The sequence below is a fragment of the Streptococcus oralis subsp. dentisani genome (assembly GCF_007475365.1).
Classification (GTDB): domain Bacteria; phylum Bacillota; class Bacilli; order Lactobacillales; family Streptococcaceae; genus Streptococcus; species Streptococcus mitis_AX.
In genome coordinates, this window is record NZ_CP034442.1 from 1,489,338 (window position 1) to 1,506,071 (window position 16,734).

The 16,734-nt window shown below is 43.9% G+C and carries 14 protein-coding genes and 2 pseudogenes; all 16 read left to right on the forward strand.

From position 1 onward, the window contains the following. Positions 1 to 17: 17 nt before the first annotated feature. The 16 genes and pseudogenes from EJF26_RS07480 (at position 18) to purB (ending at position 16,705) form a co-directional block, all read left to right on the forward strand. The gene (locus tag EJF26_RS07480) at positions 18 to 3,743 is read left to right on the forward strand and encodes a phosphoribosylformylglycinamidine synthase (protein ID WP_000361224.1); all 3,726 of its coding nucleotides are present in this window, start codon (positions 18 to 20) and stop codon (positions 3,741 to 3,743) included. Positions 3,744 to 3,755: 12 nt separating this feature from the next. After that, positions 3,756 to 5,198, forward strand: coding sequence for an amidophosphoribosyltransferase (purF, locus tag EJF26_RS07485; RefSeq protein WP_000220661.1), 1,443 nt, complete (start codon positions 3,756 to 3,758; stop codon positions 5,196 to 5,198). Between the two features lie 40 nt (positions 5,199 to 5,238). Beyond that, positions 5,239 to 6,261 carry a phosphoribosylformylglycinamidine cyclo-ligase gene (gene purM / locus EJF26_RS07490; protein WP_025168974.1) on the forward strand — a complete coding sequence of 341 codons (1,023 nt, stop codon included), beginning with the start codon at positions 5,239 to 5,241 and terminating at the stop codon, positions 6,259 to 6,261. Continuing rightward, the gene (gene purN, locus EJF26_RS07495; protein ID WP_000717477.1) at positions 6,258 to 6,803 is read left to right on the forward strand and encodes a phosphoribosylglycinamide formyltransferase; all 546 of its coding nucleotides are present in this window, start codon (positions 6,258 to 6,260) and stop codon (positions 6,801 to 6,803) included. The genes purM and purN overlap by 4 nt, the downstream gene beginning before the upstream one ends. 15 nt (positions 6,804 to 6,818) lie before the next feature. Continuing rightward, complete coding sequence (purH, locus tag EJF26_RS07500) at positions 6,819 to 8,366, forward strand: bifunctional phosphoribosylaminoimidazolecarboxamide formyltransferase/IMP cyclohydrolase (protein ID WP_000166565.1); 1,548 nt, start codon at positions 6,819 to 6,821, stop codon at positions 8,364 to 8,366. Between the two features lie 121 nt (positions 8,367 to 8,487). Next, positions 8,488 to 9,750 (forward strand): phosphoribosylamine--glycine ligase, encoded by a 1,263-nt coding sequence (purD, locus tag EJF26_RS07505; protein WP_000772179.1) that lies wholly within the window; start codon positions 8,488 to 8,490, stop codon positions 9,748 to 9,750. Between the two features lie 401 nt (positions 9,751 to 10,151). Beyond that, complete coding sequence (gene purE, locus EJF26_RS07520; protein ID WP_000805596.1) at positions 10,152 to 10,640, forward strand: 5-(carboxyamino)imidazole ribonucleotide mutase; 489 nt, start codon at positions 10,152 to 10,154, stop codon at positions 10,638 to 10,640. Beyond that, the gene (gene purK, locus EJF26_RS07525) at positions 10,627 to 11,718 is read left to right on the forward strand and encodes a 5-(carboxyamino)imidazole ribonucleotide synthase (RefSeq protein ID WP_000099006.1); all 1,092 of its coding nucleotides are present in this window, start codon (positions 10,627 to 10,629) and stop codon (positions 11,716 to 11,718) included. The genes purE and purK overlap by 14 nt, the downstream gene beginning before the upstream one ends. A 1-nt stretch (position 11,719) precedes the next feature. After that, positions 11,720 to 11,983 carry a hypothetical protein gene (locus EJF26_RS07530; RefSeq protein ID WP_002931759.1) on the forward strand — a complete coding sequence of 88 codons (264 nt, stop codon included), beginning with the start codon at positions 11,720 to 11,722 and terminating at the stop codon, positions 11,981 to 11,983. A 20-nt stretch (positions 11,984 to 12,003) separates the two neighbouring features. Beyond that, positions 12,004 to 12,230 (forward strand): annotated as a pseudogene (locus tag EJF26_RS07535) (phosphoribosylaminoimidazole carboxylase). A gap of 3 nt (positions 12,231 to 12,233) precedes the next feature. After that, positions 12,234 to 12,926 (forward strand): aspartate/glutamate racemase family protein, encoded by a 693-nt coding sequence (locus EJF26_RS07540; RefSeq protein WP_025168973.1) that lies wholly within the window; start codon positions 12,234 to 12,236, stop codon positions 12,924 to 12,926. 2 nt (positions 12,927 to 12,928) lie between these two features. Further along, positions 12,929 to 13,024 (forward strand): annotated as a pseudogene (locus EJF26_RS10350) (phosphoribosylaminoimidazole carboxylase); the annotation flags it as partial. Position 13,025: 1 nt separating this feature from the next. Further along, entirely contained in the window at positions 13,026 to 14,204 is a 1,179-nt protein-coding gene (locus tag EJF26_RS07550) for a DUF262 domain-containing protein (protein WP_000444515.1), read from the forward strand. Next, on the forward strand, positions 14,201 to 14,950 hold the full coding sequence (locus EJF26_RS07555; protein ID WP_000064904.1) for a hypothetical protein: 750 nt from the start codon (positions 14,201 to 14,203) through the stop codon (positions 14,948 to 14,950). The genes EJF26_RS07550 and EJF26_RS07555 overlap by 4 nt, the downstream gene beginning before the upstream one ends. A 160-nt stretch (positions 14,951 to 15,110) precedes the next feature. Then, positions 15,111 to 15,338: a hypothetical protein gene (locus tag EJF26_RS07560; protein ID WP_000614684.1), complete on the forward strand. Its 228-nt coding sequence runs from the start codon at positions 15,111 to 15,113 to the stop codon at positions 15,336 to 15,338. Between the two features lie 68 nt (positions 15,339 to 15,406). Next, positions 15,407 to 16,705: an adenylosuccinate lyase gene (gene purB / locus EJF26_RS07565; RefSeq protein WP_000567245.1), complete on the forward strand. Its 1,299-nt coding sequence runs from the start codon at positions 15,407 to 15,409 to the stop codon at positions 16,703 to 16,705. The last annotated feature ends 29 nt before the right edge of the window (positions 16,706 to 16,734 follow it).

A 16,734-nucleotide genomic window follows, 5' to 3' on the forward strand; every position in this document is an offset into this window, starting at 1 on the left:
TAAAGGAATAAGAATTGATGGATAAACGTATTTTTGTTGAGAAAAAGGCTGATTTTCAGGTTAAGTCAGAGAGTTTGGTAAGAGAGCTCCAGCACAACTTGGGACTTTCAACTTTGAAAAGTATTCGCATTGTGCAAGTTTATGATGTCTTTGATTTGGCAGAGGACTTGTTTGCACCTGCAGAGAAGCACATCTTCTCTGAACAGGTGACAGACCATGTCTTGGATGAAGCTGCTGTGCAGGCAGATCTTGCCAACTATGCTTTTTTTGCCATTGAAAGCCTGCCAGGGCAGTTTGACCAGCGTGCAGCTTCTTCACAGGAAGCCTTGCTTTTGCTGGGAAGTTCGAGTGACGTGACGGTCAACACAGCACAATTGTACTTGGTTAATAACGATATTGATGCGACTGAGTTGGAAGCGGTCAAGAACTACCTGCTCAATCCAGTGGATTCTCGTTTCAAGGATATCACGACAGGAATTGCCAAGCAGGAATTTTCTGAGTCAGACAAGACAATTCCGAAATTGACTTTCTTTGAAAGCTATACGGCAGAAGACTTTGCCCGCTACAAGGCCGAGCAAGGTATGGCCATGGAAGTGGATGATTTGCTCTTTATCCAAGATTATTTCAAGTCAATCGGGCGTGTGCCGACGGAAACAGAGCTCAAGGTTTTGGACACTTACTGGTCTGACCACTGCCGTCACACGACTTTTGAGACGGAGTTGAAACAGATTGATTTCTCAGCTTCTAAATTCCAAAAGCAATTGCAAGCGACTTATGACAAGTATATTGCCATGCGTGAGGAGCTAGGTCGGTCTGATAAACCACAAACCTTGATGGATATGGCGACTATTTTCGGTCGTTATGAGCGTGCCAATGGCCGTTTGGACGACATGGAAGTGTCTGACGAAATCAATGCCTGCTCGGTTGAAATCGAAGTGGACGTTGATGGCGTCAAGGAACCTTGGCTCCTCATGTTTAAAAACGAAACCCACAACCACCCAACGGAAATCGAACCATTTGGTGGGGCGGCTACTTGTATCGGTGGAGCTATTCGTGACCCATTGTCAGGTCGCTCATATGTCTACCAAGCTATGCGTATCTCAGGTGCTGGAGATATTACAGCACCGATTTCGGAAACTCGTGCTGGGAAATTGCCGCAACAAGTCATTTCTAAAACAGCTGCTCACGGTTATTCTTCATACGGGAATCAGATTGGGCTTGCGACGACCTACGTTCGTGAATACTTCCACCCAGGCTTTGTAGCCAAACGTATGGAGCTTGGTGCAGTTGTCGGTGCAGCTCCAAAGGGCAACGTTGTCCGTGAAAAACCGGAAGCGGGCGATGTCATTATCTTGCTCGGTGGTAAGACTGGACGTGATGGTGTCGGTGGTGCGACAGGTTCTTCTAAGGTTCAAACAGTTGAGTCTGTAGAGACTGCCGGTGCTGAGGTTCAAAAGGGAAATGCCATCGAAGAACGCAAGATTCAGCGCCTCTTCCGTAATGGTGCTGTCACTCGTCTAATCAAGAAATCCAACGACTTTGGTGCTGGTGGTGTCTGTGTAGCCATCGGTGAATTGGCAGACGGTCTTGAAATCGACCTCAATAAGGTTCCTCTTAAATACCAAGGATTGAACGGTACCGAAATTGCTATTTCTGAATCTCAAGAACGGATGGCCGTGGTGGTTCGTCCTGAGGATGTAGATACCTTCGTTGCAGAATGTAATAAAGAAAATATTGACGCTGTTGTGGTTGCGACAGTGACTGAAAAACCAAATCTAGTCATGCACTGGAATGGTGAAACCATCGTCGACTTGGAACGTCGTTTCCTTGATACAAACGGTGTGCGCGTAGTCGTTGATGCCAAGGTTGTGGACAAGGATGTCAAACTCCCAGAAGAACGCACAACAAGTACTAACACACTTGAAGCAGATACCCTTTCAGTTCTATCTGATCTCAACCATGCGAGTCAAAAAGGCTTGCAGACCATCTTTGACTGCTCGGTCGGTCGTTCAACGGTCAATCACCCACTTGGTGGTCGCTACCAACTCACACCAACTGAGGCATCTGTGCAGAAATTACCAGTTCAACACGGTGTGACTCACACTGCGTCAGTCATGGCGCAAGGATTTAACCCTTATGTGGCAGAATGGTCTCCATACCACGGTGCTGCTTATGCGGTTATCGAAGCAACTGCTCGTTTAGTGGCTACTGGTGCAAACTGGTCCAAGGCCCGCTTCTCTTATCAAGAGTATTTCGAGCGCATGGATAAACAAGCAGATCGTTTCGGTCAGCCAGTAGCAGCTCTTCTAGGCTCTATCGAAGCACAAATCCAACTTGGTTTGCCATCTATCGGTGGTAAGGACTCCATGTCTGGTACTTTTGAAGAATTGACTGTACCGCCAACCTTGGTTGCCTTTGGGGTGACAACAGCAGATAGCCGTAAGGTGCTTTCTCCTGAGTTCAAGACTGCTGGTGAAAACATCTACTACATCCCAGGTCAAGCTCTAGCACAAGAAATTGACTTTGATCTTATCAAGTCTAACTTTGCTCAGTTTGAAGCCATCCTAGCTGACCACAAAGTAACATCTGCATCAGCTGTCAAATATGGTGGTGTCCTTGAAAGCTTGGCTCTTGCTACCTTTGGGAACCATATCGGTGCAGAGGTAACCTTGCCTGAACTTGAAACAGCTTTGACAGCTCAATTGGGTGGATTTGTCTTCACCTCTCATCAAGAAATCGCTGGAGTAGAGAAAATCGGTCAAACGAAAGTAGACTTTACACTCCTTGTCAACGGTGTGAAGCTAGATGGACACAAACTTGACAGTGCCTTCCAAGGAAAATTAGAAGAAGTTTACCCAACAGAATTTGCCCAATCTAAAGAACTGGACGAAGTTCCAGCTGTCGCTTCTGACGCAGTCATCAAAGCCAAGGAAACTATTGAAAAACCAGTGGTTTACATCCCAGTATTCCCAGGAACCAACTCAGAATATGACTCAGCCAAGGCCTTTGAAAAAGAAGGTGCAGAGGTCAACTTAGTACCATTCGTGACCTTGAATGAAGAGGCCATTGTCAAGGCAGTTGAAACCATGGTTGACAATATCGGCAAGGCAAATATCCTATTCTTTGCAGGTGGTTTCTCAGCTGCGGATGAGCCAGATGGTTCAGCTAAATTTATTGTCAATATCCTGCTCAATGAAAAAGTGCGTGCAGCCATTGATAGCTTTATCGCTCGTGGTGGCTTGATTATCGGTATTTGTAATGGATTCCAGGCCTTGGTCAAATCAGGTCTTCTTCCATACGGGAACTTTGAGGATGCCAGCAGTACTAGTCCAACTCTTTTCTACAATGATGCCAACCAGCACGTGGCCAAGATGGTGGAAACTCGGATCGCCAATACCAATTCGCCATGGTTGGCTGGTGTGCAAGTGGGCGACATCCATGCTATCCCTGTTTCGCACGGTGAAGGGAAGTTTGTTGTGACAGCTGAGGAATTTGCGGAGCTCCGTGACAATGGCCAAATCTTCAGCCAATACGTTGACTTTGACGGCAAACCAAGCATGGACTCTAAGTACAATCCGAATGGTTCTGTCAATGCCATCGAAGGAATTACCAGCAAGAACGGCCAAATCATCGGTAAAATGGGACACTCAGAACGTTATGAAGATGGTCTTTTCCAAAACATCCCAGGAAATAAAGACCAGCACCTGTTCGCGTCAGCTGTGCGTTATTTCACGGGGAAATAAAAGGTATAAAAAATGACATACGAAGTAAAATCTCTTAATGAAGAATGTGGTGTTTTCGGTATCTGGGGGCATCCAGATGCTGCTAAATTGACCTATTTTGGTCTCCATAGTCTTCAGCACCGTGGTCAGGAGGGGGCAGGAATCCTCTCCAATGATCAAGGACAATTGAAGCGTCATCGTGATATGGGGCTTTTATCAGAAGTGTTCAGAAATCCAGCTAATTTGGATAAACTAACTGGAACGAGCGCGATTGGGCATGTGCGTTATGCGACTGCTGGCGAAGCTTCTGTGGATAACATTCAGCCCTTCCTCTTTCGCTTTCATGATATGCAGTTTGGGCTGGCTCACAATGGGAACCTGACCAATGCAGAATCTCTTAAGAAAGAATTGGAACAAAGAGGTGCTATTTTCAGCTCAACCTCTGATTCAGAAATCTTAGCCCACCTCATTCGTCGGAGTCACAATCCGAACTTGATGGGTAAAATCAAGGAAGCACTCAGTCTTGTCAAAGGTGGCTTTGCTTATATCTTGCTTTTTGAGGACAAGTTGATTGCGGCGCTTGACCCTAATGGCTTCCGTCCGCTTTCGATTGGGAAAATGACCAACGGAGCGGTAGTGGTTTCCTCCGAAACCTGTGCTTTTGAAGTTATTGGTGCTGAGTGGATCCGAGATTTGAAGCCTGGAGAGATTGTGATCATTGATGATAAGGGCATCCAGTATGATAGCTATACAGATGATACACAGTTGGCGATTTGCTCTATGGAGTATATCTATTTTGCTCGCCCTGACTCTAACATTCATGGTGTTAATGTCCATACAGCTCGCAAACGTATGGGGGCTCAATTGGCGCGTGAATTTAAGCACGAAGCGGATATCGTGGTCGGTGTGCCAAATTCCTCACTCAGCGCAGCTATGGGATTTGCGGAAGAGTCTGGTCTGCCAAATGAAATGGGTCTCATCAAAAACCAATACACCCAACGCACCTTTATCCAACCGACTCAAGAATTGCGGGAGCAAGGGGTGCGGATGAAACTGTCTGCTGTTTCGGGTGTTGTCAAAGGCAAACGTGTGGTTATGATTGATGATTCCATTGTTCGTGGGACAACCTCTCGCCGTATCGTTCAGCTTTTGAAAGAAGCGGGGGCTTCTGAAGTTCACGTTGCTATTGGCAGTCCAGCGCTAGCTTATCCATGTTTCTACGGGATTGATATCCAGACGCGTCAGGAGCTGATTGCTGCCAATCATACGGTCGAAGAAACTCGCCAAATCATTGGAGCAGATAGCCTGACCTATCTTTCTGTTGAAGGTTTGATTGATTCGATTGGTATTGAAACAGATGCGCCGAACGGTGGTCTCTGTGTCGCTTACTTTGACGGCGACTACCCAACTCCTCTCTACGACTATGAGGAAGACTATCGTAGAAGTTTGGAAGAAAAGACCAGTTTTTACAAATAGGCGGATAACGATTTTCCATTAAAGGAAAGGAATGAATAAAATGACGAATAAAAATGCTTATGCCCAGTCGGGTGTGGATGTTGAAGCGGGTTATGAAGTAGTTGAACGAATAAAAAAACATGTGGCTCGTACGGAGCGTGCAGGTGTTATGGGAGCTCTTGGTGGTTTTGGTGGTATGTTTGACCTTTCAAAAACAGGTGTCAAAGAACCTGTCTTGATCTCAGGGACTGACGGTGTCGGAACCAAGCTCATGCTGGCCATCAAATACGACAAGCATGATACCATCGGTCAGGACTGTGTGGCCATGTGTGTCAATGATATCATCGCTGCAGGTGCGGAGCCCCTCTATTTCCTTGACTACGTAGCGACAGGGAAGAATGAACCAGCTAAACTAGAACAAGTCGTTGCTGGTGTGGCAGAAGGTTGTGTGCAGGCAGGCGCTGCCCTCATCGGTGGGGAAACAGCTGAAATGCCTGGTATGTATGGCGCAGATGACTACGACTTGGCTGGTTTTGCAGTCGGCGTGGCTGAAAAATCTCAAATCATTGACGGCTCAAAGGTGGCAGAAGGCGATGTTCTTCTCGGACTTGCTTCGAGTGGGATTCACTCCAATGGTTACTCACTCGTGCGTCGTGTTTTTGCCGACTATACAGGTGAGGAAGTCTTACCAGAATTGGAAGGCAAGAAACTCAAGGAAGTCCTTCTTGAGCCGACTCGTATCTATGTCAAGGCTGTCTTGCCACTCATCAAGGAAGGCTTGGTAAACGGTATTGCCCACATCACAGGTGGTGGTTTCATCGAGAATATCCCTCGTATGTTTGCAGACGATCTAGCAGCAGAAATCGAAGAAGATAAAGTTCCAGTTCTTCCGATTTTCAAAGCCCTTGAAAAATACGGTCAGATCAAGCACGAAGAAATGTTTGAAATCTTCAATATGGGTGTGGGCCTCATGTTGGCAGTTAGCCTTGAAAATGTAGGTCGAGTCGAGGAATTGCTGGATGAACCAGTCTATGAAATTGGTCGCATCGTCAAGAAAGAAAACGAAAGTGTCATCATCAAATGAAAAAAATAGCGGTTTTTGCCTCTGGTAATGGCTCAAATTTTCAGGTGATTGCCGAAGAATTTCCGGTGGAGTTTGTTTTTTCAGACCATCGTGACGCCTATGTGCTGGAACGTGCAGACAAGCTCGGCGTCCTGTCCTATGCTTTTGAACTCAAGGAGTTTGAGAACAAGGCGGACTACGAAGCAGCTCTTGTCGAGCTCTTGGAAGAACACCAGATTGACTTGGTTTGTTTGGCGGGTTATATGAAAATCGTCGGCCCAACCTTATTGGCGGCTTATGAAGGTCGAATTATCAACATTCATCCGGCCTACCTGCCAGAATTTCCAGGAGCTCATGGGATTGAGGATGCTTGGGATGCTGGTGTCGCTGAGAGTGGCGTGACCATTCACTGGGTGGACTCCGGTGTGGATACAGGCAAGGTCATCAAACAAGTTCGTGTGCCAAGGCTCGCTGATGATGACATCGAAAGCTTTGAAGCTCGCATTCATGAGGCTGAGTACAAGTTGTATCCAGAGGTTATTAGAGAATTGTTGGATAAGTAAATGAAAGGAAATAACATGACTAAACGCGCCTTAATCAGCGTCTCAGACAAAGTGGGCATTGTTGAATTTGCCCAAGAACTTAAAAAACTTGGTTGGGAGATTATCTCGACAGGTGGGACAAAGGTTACCCTTGATAATGCTGGTGTGGAGACCATTGCAATTGATGATGTGACGGGCTTCCCAGAAATGATGGATGGCCGTGTCAAGACCCTTCACCCAAATATCCATGGTGGGCTCCTCGCTCGTCGTGATCTCGATAGCCACCTTGAGGCGGCTAAGGACAATCAGATCGAGCTCATTGACCTTGTTGTGGTCAACCTTTATCCTTTCAAGGAAACGATTCTCAAACCAGATGTGACTTACGCTGATGCGGTGGAAAATATCGATATCGGTGGGCCATCTATGCTTCGTTCAGCAGCGAAGAACCATGCCAGCGTGACAGTTGTGGTAGACCCTGCTGACTATGCAGTGGTTTTGGACGAATTGGCAGCAAATGGTGAAACGACTTATGAAACTCGTCAACGTTTGGCAGCCAAGGTTTTCCGTCACACAGCAGCTTATGATGCCTTGATTGCAGAGTATTTCACAGCTCAAGTTGGAGAAAGCAAACCTGAAAAGCTCACTTTGACCTACGACCTCAAGCAACCAATGCGTTATGGGGAAAATCCTCAACAGGATGCGGACTTCTATCAAAAAGCTTTTCCAACGGATTACTCAATTGCATCAGCGAAACAGCTCAATGGTAAGGAATTGTCCTTTAACAATATCCGTGATGCTGATGCGGCTATCCGTATCATTCGTGATTTTAAAGACCGTCCAACTGTTGTGGCCCTCAAACATATGAATCCATGTGGAATCGGTCAGGCTGATGACATCGAAACTGCTTGGGATTACGCTTATGAGTCTGACCCAGTGTCTATCTTTGGCGGAATTGTCGTCCTTAATCGTGAGGTGGATGCTGCGACAGCTGAGAAGATGCACGGCGTTTTCCTCGAGATCATCATCGCACCGAGCTATACAGATGAAGCGCTGGCCATTTTGACCAACAAAAAGAAAAACTTACGTATCCTTGCCTTACCATTTGATGCTCAAGATGCTAGTGAGGTAGAGGCAGAATACACAGGCGTGGTTGGTGGACTTCTTGTGCAAAACCAAGACGTGGTTAAGGAAAGCCCGGCTGACTGGCAAGTGGTGAGCAAGCGCCAGCCGACCGAGACAGAAGCGACTGCTCTTGAGTTCGCTTGGAAAGCTATCAAGTACGTCAAATCAAACGGTATCATCGTGACTAATGACCACATGACACTTGGTGTTGGCCCTGGTCAAACCAATCGTGTGGCTTCTGTTCGTATCGCCATTGATCAGGCTAAAGATCGTCTTGATGGTGCTGTTCTTGCTTCCGACGCCTTCTTCCCATTTGCGGATAACGTGGAAGAAATCGCTAAAGCAGGTATCAAGGCCATCATCCAGCCAGGGGGCTCTGTCCGTGACCAAGAGTCAATCGAAGCGGCTGATAAATACGGCTTGACTATGGTCTTTACAGGAGTGAGACATTTTAGACATTAAGAACGTTAAAGGGAAGAAAACAGTTTCTTTCCTTTTTTTGATTAAAAGGCAGAACGAAACGAGATTAAAGCGAACGTTTGTGTTATAATATTAGTAAATAATTCGCAAAAGAGGTTGTAAGATGAAGCTGTTAGTTGTCGGTTCGGGTGGTCGTGAACATGCCATTGCTAAGAAGTTGCTTGAGTCAAAAGATGTTGAAAAAGTCTTTGTAGCTCCTGGGAATGACGGGATGACTCTAGATGGTCTGGAATTGGTAAATATCTCTATTTCCGAACATTCTGAATTGATTGAATTTGCAAAAGCCAACGATATAGCTTGGTCCTTTATCGGGCCAGATGACGCCCTTGCTGCTGGGATTGTGGATGATTTCAATGCAGCTGGTCTCAAAGCCTTTGGTTCGACAAGATTAGCAGCGGAGCTGGAGTGGTCCAAGGATTTTGCTAAGGAAATCATGGTCAAGTATGGCGTTCCGACAGCAGCCTATGGGACCTTCTCAGATTTTGAGGAAGCCAAGGCCTATATCGAAAAGCAGGGGGCGCCTATCGTAGTCAAGGCAGACGGTTTGGCCCTTGGGAAAGGTGTCGTCGTTGCTGAAACGGTTGAGCAAGCAGTCGAAGCTGCTCACCAGATGCTGCTGGATAATAAATTCGGCGACTCAGGTGCGCGTGTGGTTATCGAGGAGTTTCTTGAAGGTGAGGAATTCTCTCTCTTTGCCTTTGTCAATGGCGACAAGTTCTACATCATGCCAACGGCTCAGGATCACAAACGTGCCTATGATGGCGACAAAGGGCCTAACACTGGTGGTATGGGTGCCTATGCGCCGGTTCCTCACTTGCCACAGAGTGTAGTTGATACGGCAGTGGAGACTATTGTCAAGCCAGTCCTTGAAGGGATGATTAAAGAATGTCGCCCTTATCTGGGTGTCCTTTATGCCGGTCTTATCTTGACAGCTGATGGACCTAAGGTTATCGAGTTTAACGCTCGTTTTGGAGATCCAGAAACTCAGATTATCCTGCCTCGTTTGACATCTGACTTTGCACAAAATATTACGGATATCCTAGATGGTAAGGAGCCTGCTATTACCTGGCTAGATGAGGGTGTTACTTTGGGTGTGGTTGTCGCATCAAACGGCTACCCGCTGGATTATGCAAAGGGCCTAGAGTTGCCAGCCAAGACTGAGGGCGACATCATCACTTATTATGCAGGGGCTAAGTTTTCGGAAAATAGCAGAGCACTGCTCTCAAACGGTGGACGTGTCTATATGCTCGTCACCACAGCAGACACTGTAAAAGATGCCCAAAACACCATCTACCAAGAACTCGCTCAACAAAAAACAGAAGGTCTCTTTTACCGAACCGATATCGGAAGCAAGGCAATTCGATAAAGATATAAGAATAAAGCTACGAAGTCGCTAAGTACGATAATGGTCGCCGTGGTGAAAAGACCAGAACAGTGAATGTTCTGGTCGGGGAAAACTTTGAGACCCTAGGCTCAAAGTTTAGGAATGAAACCGAAGGTTTGCTTCCGTCCCCACCACCTAAGATCAGTATCAAAAAGAAAAATAAAAATTCACAAAATATGTTAATGGTCGTATGGTTTGCGAGCGTTAACGAGCCAATATAGAACAATCACCGCCGTTGTGAAAGAACGATTGGATTATAAGCCAATCGTTCAGGGAAATCGGAAGCCCAAGGTCTTCCGATTTAGGCATGAGACACCTTTGGTGGCTGCTGCCGTCCCTCACAACTTAAGGTGATTGAAAAAAGAAAGGAAAGGATATTAACTATGAAACCAGTAATTTCCATTATCATGGGCTCAAAATCCGACTGGGCAACCATGCAAAAAACCGCCGAAGTCCTAGACCGCTTCGGTATAGCCTACGAAAAGAAAGTTGTCTCTGCCCACCGTACACCTGATCTCATGTTCAGACATGCCGAAGAAGCTCGTAGCCGTGGCATCAAGGTCATCATCGCTGGTGCGGGTGGCGCAGCCCATTTGCCAGGTATGGTAGCTGCCAAAACAACCCTTCCTGTCATTGGTGTACCAGTCAAATCACGTGCTCTTAGTGGCGTGGACTCGCTCTACTCTATCGTTCAGATGCCGGGCGGTGTGCCTGTTGCGACCATGGCTATTGGTGAAGCAGGTGCGACAAATGCGGCTCTATTTGCCCTCCGTCTCTTGTCAGTAGAGAATCAGGCTATCGCGATAGCTTTGGCAGATTTCGTAGAAGAACAAGGAAAAATCGCAGAGGAGTCGACAAATGAGCTCATCTAAAACAATCGGAATTATCGGTGGCGGTCAGCTGGGTCAGATGATGGCTATTTCTGCCATTTATATGGGGCACAAGATTATCGCGCTGGATCCTGCGGCGGATTGCCCAGCCTCTTGCGTGGCGGAGATCATCGTGGCTCCTTATAATGATGTGGATGCCCTCCGTCAGTTGGCTGAGCGTTGCGATGTCCTGACTTATGAATTTGAGAATGTAGATGCTGACGGTTTGGATGCGGTTATCAAGGATGGACAACTCCCTCAAGGGACAGATCTGCTCCGCATTTCCCAAAATCGCATTTCTGAAAAGGACTTTCTTTCAAACAAGGCTCAAGTCACTGTGGCACCCTACAAGGTCGTGACTTCAAGCCAAGACTTAGCAGATATCGACCTCTCTAAAAACTATGTCCTCAAGACTGCGACCGGTGGCTATGATGGCCATGGTCAAAAGGTTATTCGCTCGGAAGTAGACTTAGAAGAAGCCTATGCGCTAGCGGATTCAGCAGACTGTGTTTTGGAGGAATTTGTCAACTTCGACCTTGAAATTTCTGTTATCGTGTCAGGAAATGGCAAGGACGTGACGGTTTTTCCGGTTCAGGAAAATATTCATCGCAACAACATTCTTTCAAAAACCATTGTCCCTGCTCGCATTCCAGCAAGCTTAGCAGAAAAAGCTAAAGCTATGGCAGTGCGAATTGCAGAACAGCTGAACTTGTCTGGAACCCTTTGCGTGGAAATGTTTGCGACTGCTGATGACATCATTGTCAATGAAATCGCCCCACGTCCACACAACTCAGGCCACTACTCAATTGAAGCTTGCGATTTTTCGCAGTTTGATACCCATATTCTCGGTGTTCTCGGAGCACCATTGCCAGCTATCCACCTGCATGGACCAGCTGTCATGCTCAATGTTCTCGGCCAGCATGTCGAGGCCGCTGAAAAATATGTCACAGAAAATCCAAGCGCCCACCTCCACATGTATGGTAAAATAGAAGCGAAGCACAACCGCAAAATGGGACACGTGACTTTGTTTAGTAAAGTGCCGGATAGTGTGGTTGAGTTTGGTGAGGGAATTGATTTTTGAAATGACAGAAGAATTTGATGAATTGCTAGATGATGAAATAACGACCGTAACACTGACTTATACGGACGATTTGATTGTTCCAGAGATTGCGGATAGAGAGGGGATTCATATTTTAGAGAGAGCTGGCAATCAGCTAGTCTTAGAATATTCTTGTTCCGTGAAGGAAGTTAAGGATTATCTGAGTAGTTACGGTCTGCCTAGACATCCTGAGAGAATTTCATTTGAATTTTCTATACATGAAGACTCAGAAAATGATAATCTTTAAAGCTAAATGGAGACCAGTTTATGATTCAAATTATTGTCAACGCTTTTGTGGAGGAAGGAAAAGAAATCGCCGTTGTGGAAGTGCTCTTTGCCAGTGCCGACCATGAAAAAGTAAAAGCCAATATCAGAAAATAAAGATTCAATATCCAAACAATTATCTGGCTATCTATGATTCGCCATTGGATACAGATCTAAGTAGCTTGCCACACTATTCGTCGGTTGTGATAAGCAAGGAGGAGTTTAATTAGCCTATTAAAACTATTGGTCTGATTGGTGGTATGAGTTGGGAAAGCACCACATCTTACTACCAAATCATCAACGAAACCATCAAAAAAGAGCTGGGTGGTCTGCATTCTGCTAAGATTCTACTTTATAGTGTTGATTTTGCAGAGATTGAGCATTATCAAGCAGTCGGAGACTGGGAGAAAAGCGGTCGACTTTTGGCAGATATTGCTCAGCGCTTGGAGCAAGCTGGTGCAGATTTCATCGTTATTTGTACCAACACCATGCACAAGGTTGCTCCGCAGATACAAGAGCAGATTACGATTCCAATCTTGCATATTGCGCAGGCAACTGCGCAGGCCTTGTTGGCTGACGGTATTCAAAAAGTCGGTCTCCTAGGGACCAAGTACACCATGACTCAAGATTTTTACAAGGAGAAATTAATAGAGTCTGGGTTAGAAGTGCTGATTCCAGATCAAGCTGGCATTACAGAGGTTAGTCGAATTATTTATGACGAACTTTGCCTAGGGAACATCAAAGAAAGCTCAAAACAGGTTTATCTTGCCATTATAGATGAATTGAAAAAAGCAGGCGCTGAAGCTGTTATCTTGGGGTGTACGGAGATTGGTCTCCTCGTCAAGCAATCCGACACTGACCTGCCTCTCTACGACACAACAGTGATTCATGCAGAGAAAGCGGCGGAGTGGGCGGTAAATAAATGATTATAGAAGACAAGCACAACCGTAGGGTAGGGCATATAACTTTGTTTAGTGATGTGCTAAATAGTGTGGTTGAGTTTGGGAAAGGGAAGGAGTTTTAGTATGGAGAGTAAAGTGTACTATGGTGAATATACTTTAGAACATTGGATGAATTTAATTTTGAAAAAAAATATCATTCTTCCAGATTATCAGAGATTATTTGTTTGGGATAAGGAGAAAACAGAGAAACTAATTGAGAGTATACGAAAAAATGAATTTGTACCACCAGTTACTATTGGTTCTTATGATAAGGGAGATGAACGAGAAAATTTAATTTTAGATGGGCAACAACGTTTGACTAGTATTTTTCTTAGCTTCTTAGGTATTTTTCCGAATAAAGAAAAATATAAAAAGAAAATTTCAAACTTGATTGATGATAATGATTCAGAAATAGATATTGATGAGTTTGATAATATTTTAGAGTGGTCGTTGAAGAAGTTAACGGAGAAAGGTAACAGCAAAGAACAAATACTTTCACAGATTAAAAAAGATAATTATGATGAAATTTCAGAAATTAGTTTAGAATTTTTACGTTCACATTATCTTGGTTTTTGTTATCTTGTCCCACAAGTTACGGGTGGTGAAAGTGTTGATGAGTTTTACTCTGAACAGCAAAGATATTATTCTTCTGTGTTTAGAAACATAAATATTCAAGGTGAAACATTACTTCCTCAGGAAAGTAGAAAATCACTATATTTTCTTAGAGATGGTCTGGTAGATTTTTTTGAACCAGAATTTAGTAAATCAATTAGAATTAATGATGCGCAAATGGATTTTGTTCGTTATATTGCTTTAATATCTCATTATAAAGAAAAAGTCAATATAAATAAGGTCGGTTATAGATATGCTCGAAGAATGGAAAAACTATATGAGGAATTCATTTACTTTGTTGCATATGGTGCAGATAGCGATTTATTTTCTCCATTACCAGACTATGTAACAGCAGAAGACTATTCAAATAAATTAGAAGAAGTTGGAAAATTTATGGAGGTTATAACTAATCAAATAGTTTTAAATTCAATTATTGATATAGATTTAGTTGCTTTTGGTTTGTTAAAGTATACTCTCTTTGAGAGTAAAAAGCTGGATATCAATTCTATAAATAATTTAGTTCTAGATTTGAAAGAAGAAATTCAATCATTTAAAAGTGACATGAAACATACAAAGAATCCAAATGCTTTGATGCATTTACGAAATAGAATTCAAAGTTCTTATGAGATTTACAGTAGGTATATAAAATGAGCAATCATGAAGCATTTATTTTTACTCCAATAACTACAGTCTTAGAAGAAGCGGTATCAGCGAGTTATGTGATTAATGATGGTGTTGAAACCTATCCTTTATCTGAGTATATTATTCATTCATTGTTTTTAAAGATGACTGGTTTCCAAGAGCAGAAAATGAAATGTATAGCATGGGAAATGGCTACATATGATTATGGGTATCGAAGAACTCTTCTAAAAAATGAAGATAAGTTGGCAGAGTATTCAAGTTATAAAGATAAGTCTGCTATCTATAAGCGCTTGAATGAACTAATAAAATCGGTAAAGGCATCTTATGATGTAAATCACCTATCAAAACAGCAATGGATTGATGAGTCGGTAGAAGCAATAAAAAAAATTTTTAGTAATTCGGTTTTAGTTACTTGGACGCAAAGGAAATATGATTATTTTGTGCATGATTTTAAAGTTGGGGAGGGACAGATTCTTACGAATAGTACAAAAATGTTCCAGCCTAAAGCACAAGTTTCTGCTAGTGTAGAAGTTGTTTTGGAGTCACAATATGAGGAACTATACAGAAATAGGAATAGGTTAGCTCATAATGCTTTGTCCTATCAAGAAAATTTACCATCTTTAAAATCTCTCCAAAAAGAGGATGACACATCTAGAAATTATTTCATCTGGTTCTTTATACTTGTTCTTATTGATAGAATATTTATGGAACTATTCAAGCTGTATTTAAAAGAATTGGAAGAAAATGATTTTTAACCGATTATATAGTTTATAAAAACTAAATAATGGTATTAGGGTTTACTTGAGTAAATCAAGAAGTACAATCCTTGATAGAATAAAATAAACAAAAAAGAAAGGAACAAGGATACTCGTATTTACTAAAACTGAATACGAGCTACGGACTTTATCAATTACTATGATACAAATTATCGTTGGCGCATTTATTGAAAAGGATAAGACTGGAGCAATTGTTGAAGTCTTGTTTGCTAGTGCTGACCAAGATAAGGTGCAAGCTAGATATAAAGAACTAGCTACACAATACCCTGAAAACTATTTAGCTATCTATGATCTACCGCTGGATACGGATTTGAATACAATAGATCACTATCCATCTGTATGGATTGGGAAAGAAGAGTTTGAGTAAAGTGATTGCTGGTTGCTAACTGATGTGAAATATCAAATGTGAAATATCAAAAGAAAGGAAAATTAAACATGATTGATAGATATAGCCGTCCTGAAATGGCGAACATTTGGAGTGAAGAAAATAAATACCGTGCTTGGCTTGAGGTGGAAATCTTGGCTGATGAGGCATGGGCTGAGTTAGGGGAAATCCCTAAGGAAGATGTGGCTTTGATTCGCGAGAAGGCGGACTTTGACATCGACCGTATTTTGGAAATCGAGCAAGAGACTCGTCACGATGTGGTGGCTTTCACGCGTGCGGTTTCTGAGACGCTTGGTGAAGAGCGCAAGTGGGTTCACTATGGGTTGACTTCTACCGACGTGGTGGATACGGCCTACGGTTACCTCTACAAGCAGGCCAACGACATCATTCGTAAGGACCTTGAAAACTTCACCAACATCATCGCAGACAAAGCCAAGGAGCACAAGTTCACCATTATGATGGGTCGTACCCACGGTGTGCACGCTGAGCCTACAACCTTTGGTCTTAAATTGGCGACTTGGTACAGCGAAATGAAGCGCAATATCGAGCGTTTTGAGCATGCGGCTGCTGGTGTGGAAGCAGGTAAAATCTCTGGTGCGGTTGGGAACTTTGCCAACATCCCACCATTTGTAGAGCAATACGTCTGCGACAAATTGGGTATCCGTGCTCAAGAAATCTCTACACAGGTCCTTCCTCGTGACCTTCATGCTGAGTATTTTGCAGTTCTTGCCAGCATCGCAACATCTATCGAGCGCATGGCAACTGAGATTCGTGGTCTGCAAAAATCTGAGCAACGTGAAGTGGAAGAGTTCTTTGCCAAGGGGCAAAAAGGTTCTTCAGCAATGCCTCATAAACGCAATCCTATCGGTTCTGAAAACATGACTGGTCTGGCGCGTGTTATCCGTGGTCACATGGTAACGGCTTATGAAAACGTAGCCCTTTGGCACGAACGTGATATCTCTCATTCATCAGCTGAGCGCATCATCGCACCAGACACAACCATTTTGATTGACTACATGCTCAACCGTTTCGGAAACATCGTTAAGAACCTGACAGTCTTCCCTGAAAACATGATCCGCAACATGAACTCAACTTTCGGTCTCATCTTCAGCCAGCGTGCTATGTTGACCTTGATTGAGAAAGGTATGACACGTGAGCAAGCTTACGACCTTGTTCAACCTAAGACAGCACACTCTTGGGATAACCAAGTCGACTTTAAACCACTTTTGGAAGCCGATCCAGAAGTGACATCACGCCTGACTCAAGAGGAAATCGACGAAATCTTCAATCCTGCATACTACACTAAACGTGTGGATGATATCTTTGAACGTATCGGACTGGGTGACTAATCATAACAACAAAAAGCGAGATTGAATCT

Bases quoted from the DNA above. Each gene is read 5' to 3' on its own strand.
- EJF26_RS07480 (WP_000361224.1), top strand. From the start codon at position 18: ATGGATAAACGTATTTTTGTTGAGAAAAAGGCTGATTTTCAGGTTAAG.
- purF (WP_000220661.1), top strand. From the start codon at position 3,756: ATGACATACGAAGTAAAATCTCTTAATGAAGAATGTGGTGTTTTCGGT.
- purM (WP_025168974.1), top strand. From the start codon at position 5,239: ATGACGAATAAAAATGCTTATGCCCAGTCGGGTGTGGATGTTGAAGCG.
- purN (WP_000717477.1), top strand. From the start codon at position 6,258: ATGAAAAAAATAGCGGTTTTTGCCTCTGGTAATGGCTCAAATTTTCAG.
- purH (WP_000166565.1), top strand. From the start codon at position 6,819: ATGACTAAACGCGCCTTAATCAGCGTCTCAGACAAAGTGGGCATTGTT.
- purD (WP_000772179.1), top strand. From the start codon at position 8,488: ATGAAGCTGTTAGTTGTCGGTTCGGGTGGTCGTGAACATGCCATTGCT.
- purE (WP_000805596.1), top strand. From the start codon at position 10,152: ATGAAACCAGTAATTTCCATTATCATGGGCTCAAAATCCGACTGGGCA.
- purK (WP_000099006.1), top strand. From the start codon at position 10,627: ATGAGCTCATCTAAAACAATCGGAATTATCGGTGGCGGTCAGCTGGGT.
- EJF26_RS07530 (WP_002931759.1), top strand. From the start codon at position 11,720: ATGACAGAAGAATTTGATGAATTGCTAGATGATGAAATAACGACCGTA.
- EJF26_RS07550 (WP_000444515.1), top strand. From the start codon at position 13,026: ATGGAGAGTAAAGTGTACTATGGTGAATATACTTTAGAACATTGGATG.
- EJF26_RS07555 (WP_000064904.1), top strand. From the start codon at position 14,201: ATGAGCAATCATGAAGCATTTATTTTTACTCCAATAACTACAGTCTTA.
- EJF26_RS07560 (WP_000614684.1), top strand. From the start codon at position 15,111: ATGATACAAATTATCGTTGGCGCATTTATTGAAAAGGATAAGACTGGA.
- purB (WP_000567245.1), top strand. From the start codon at position 15,407: ATGATTGATAGATATAGCCGTCCTGAAATGGCGAACATTTGGAGTGAA.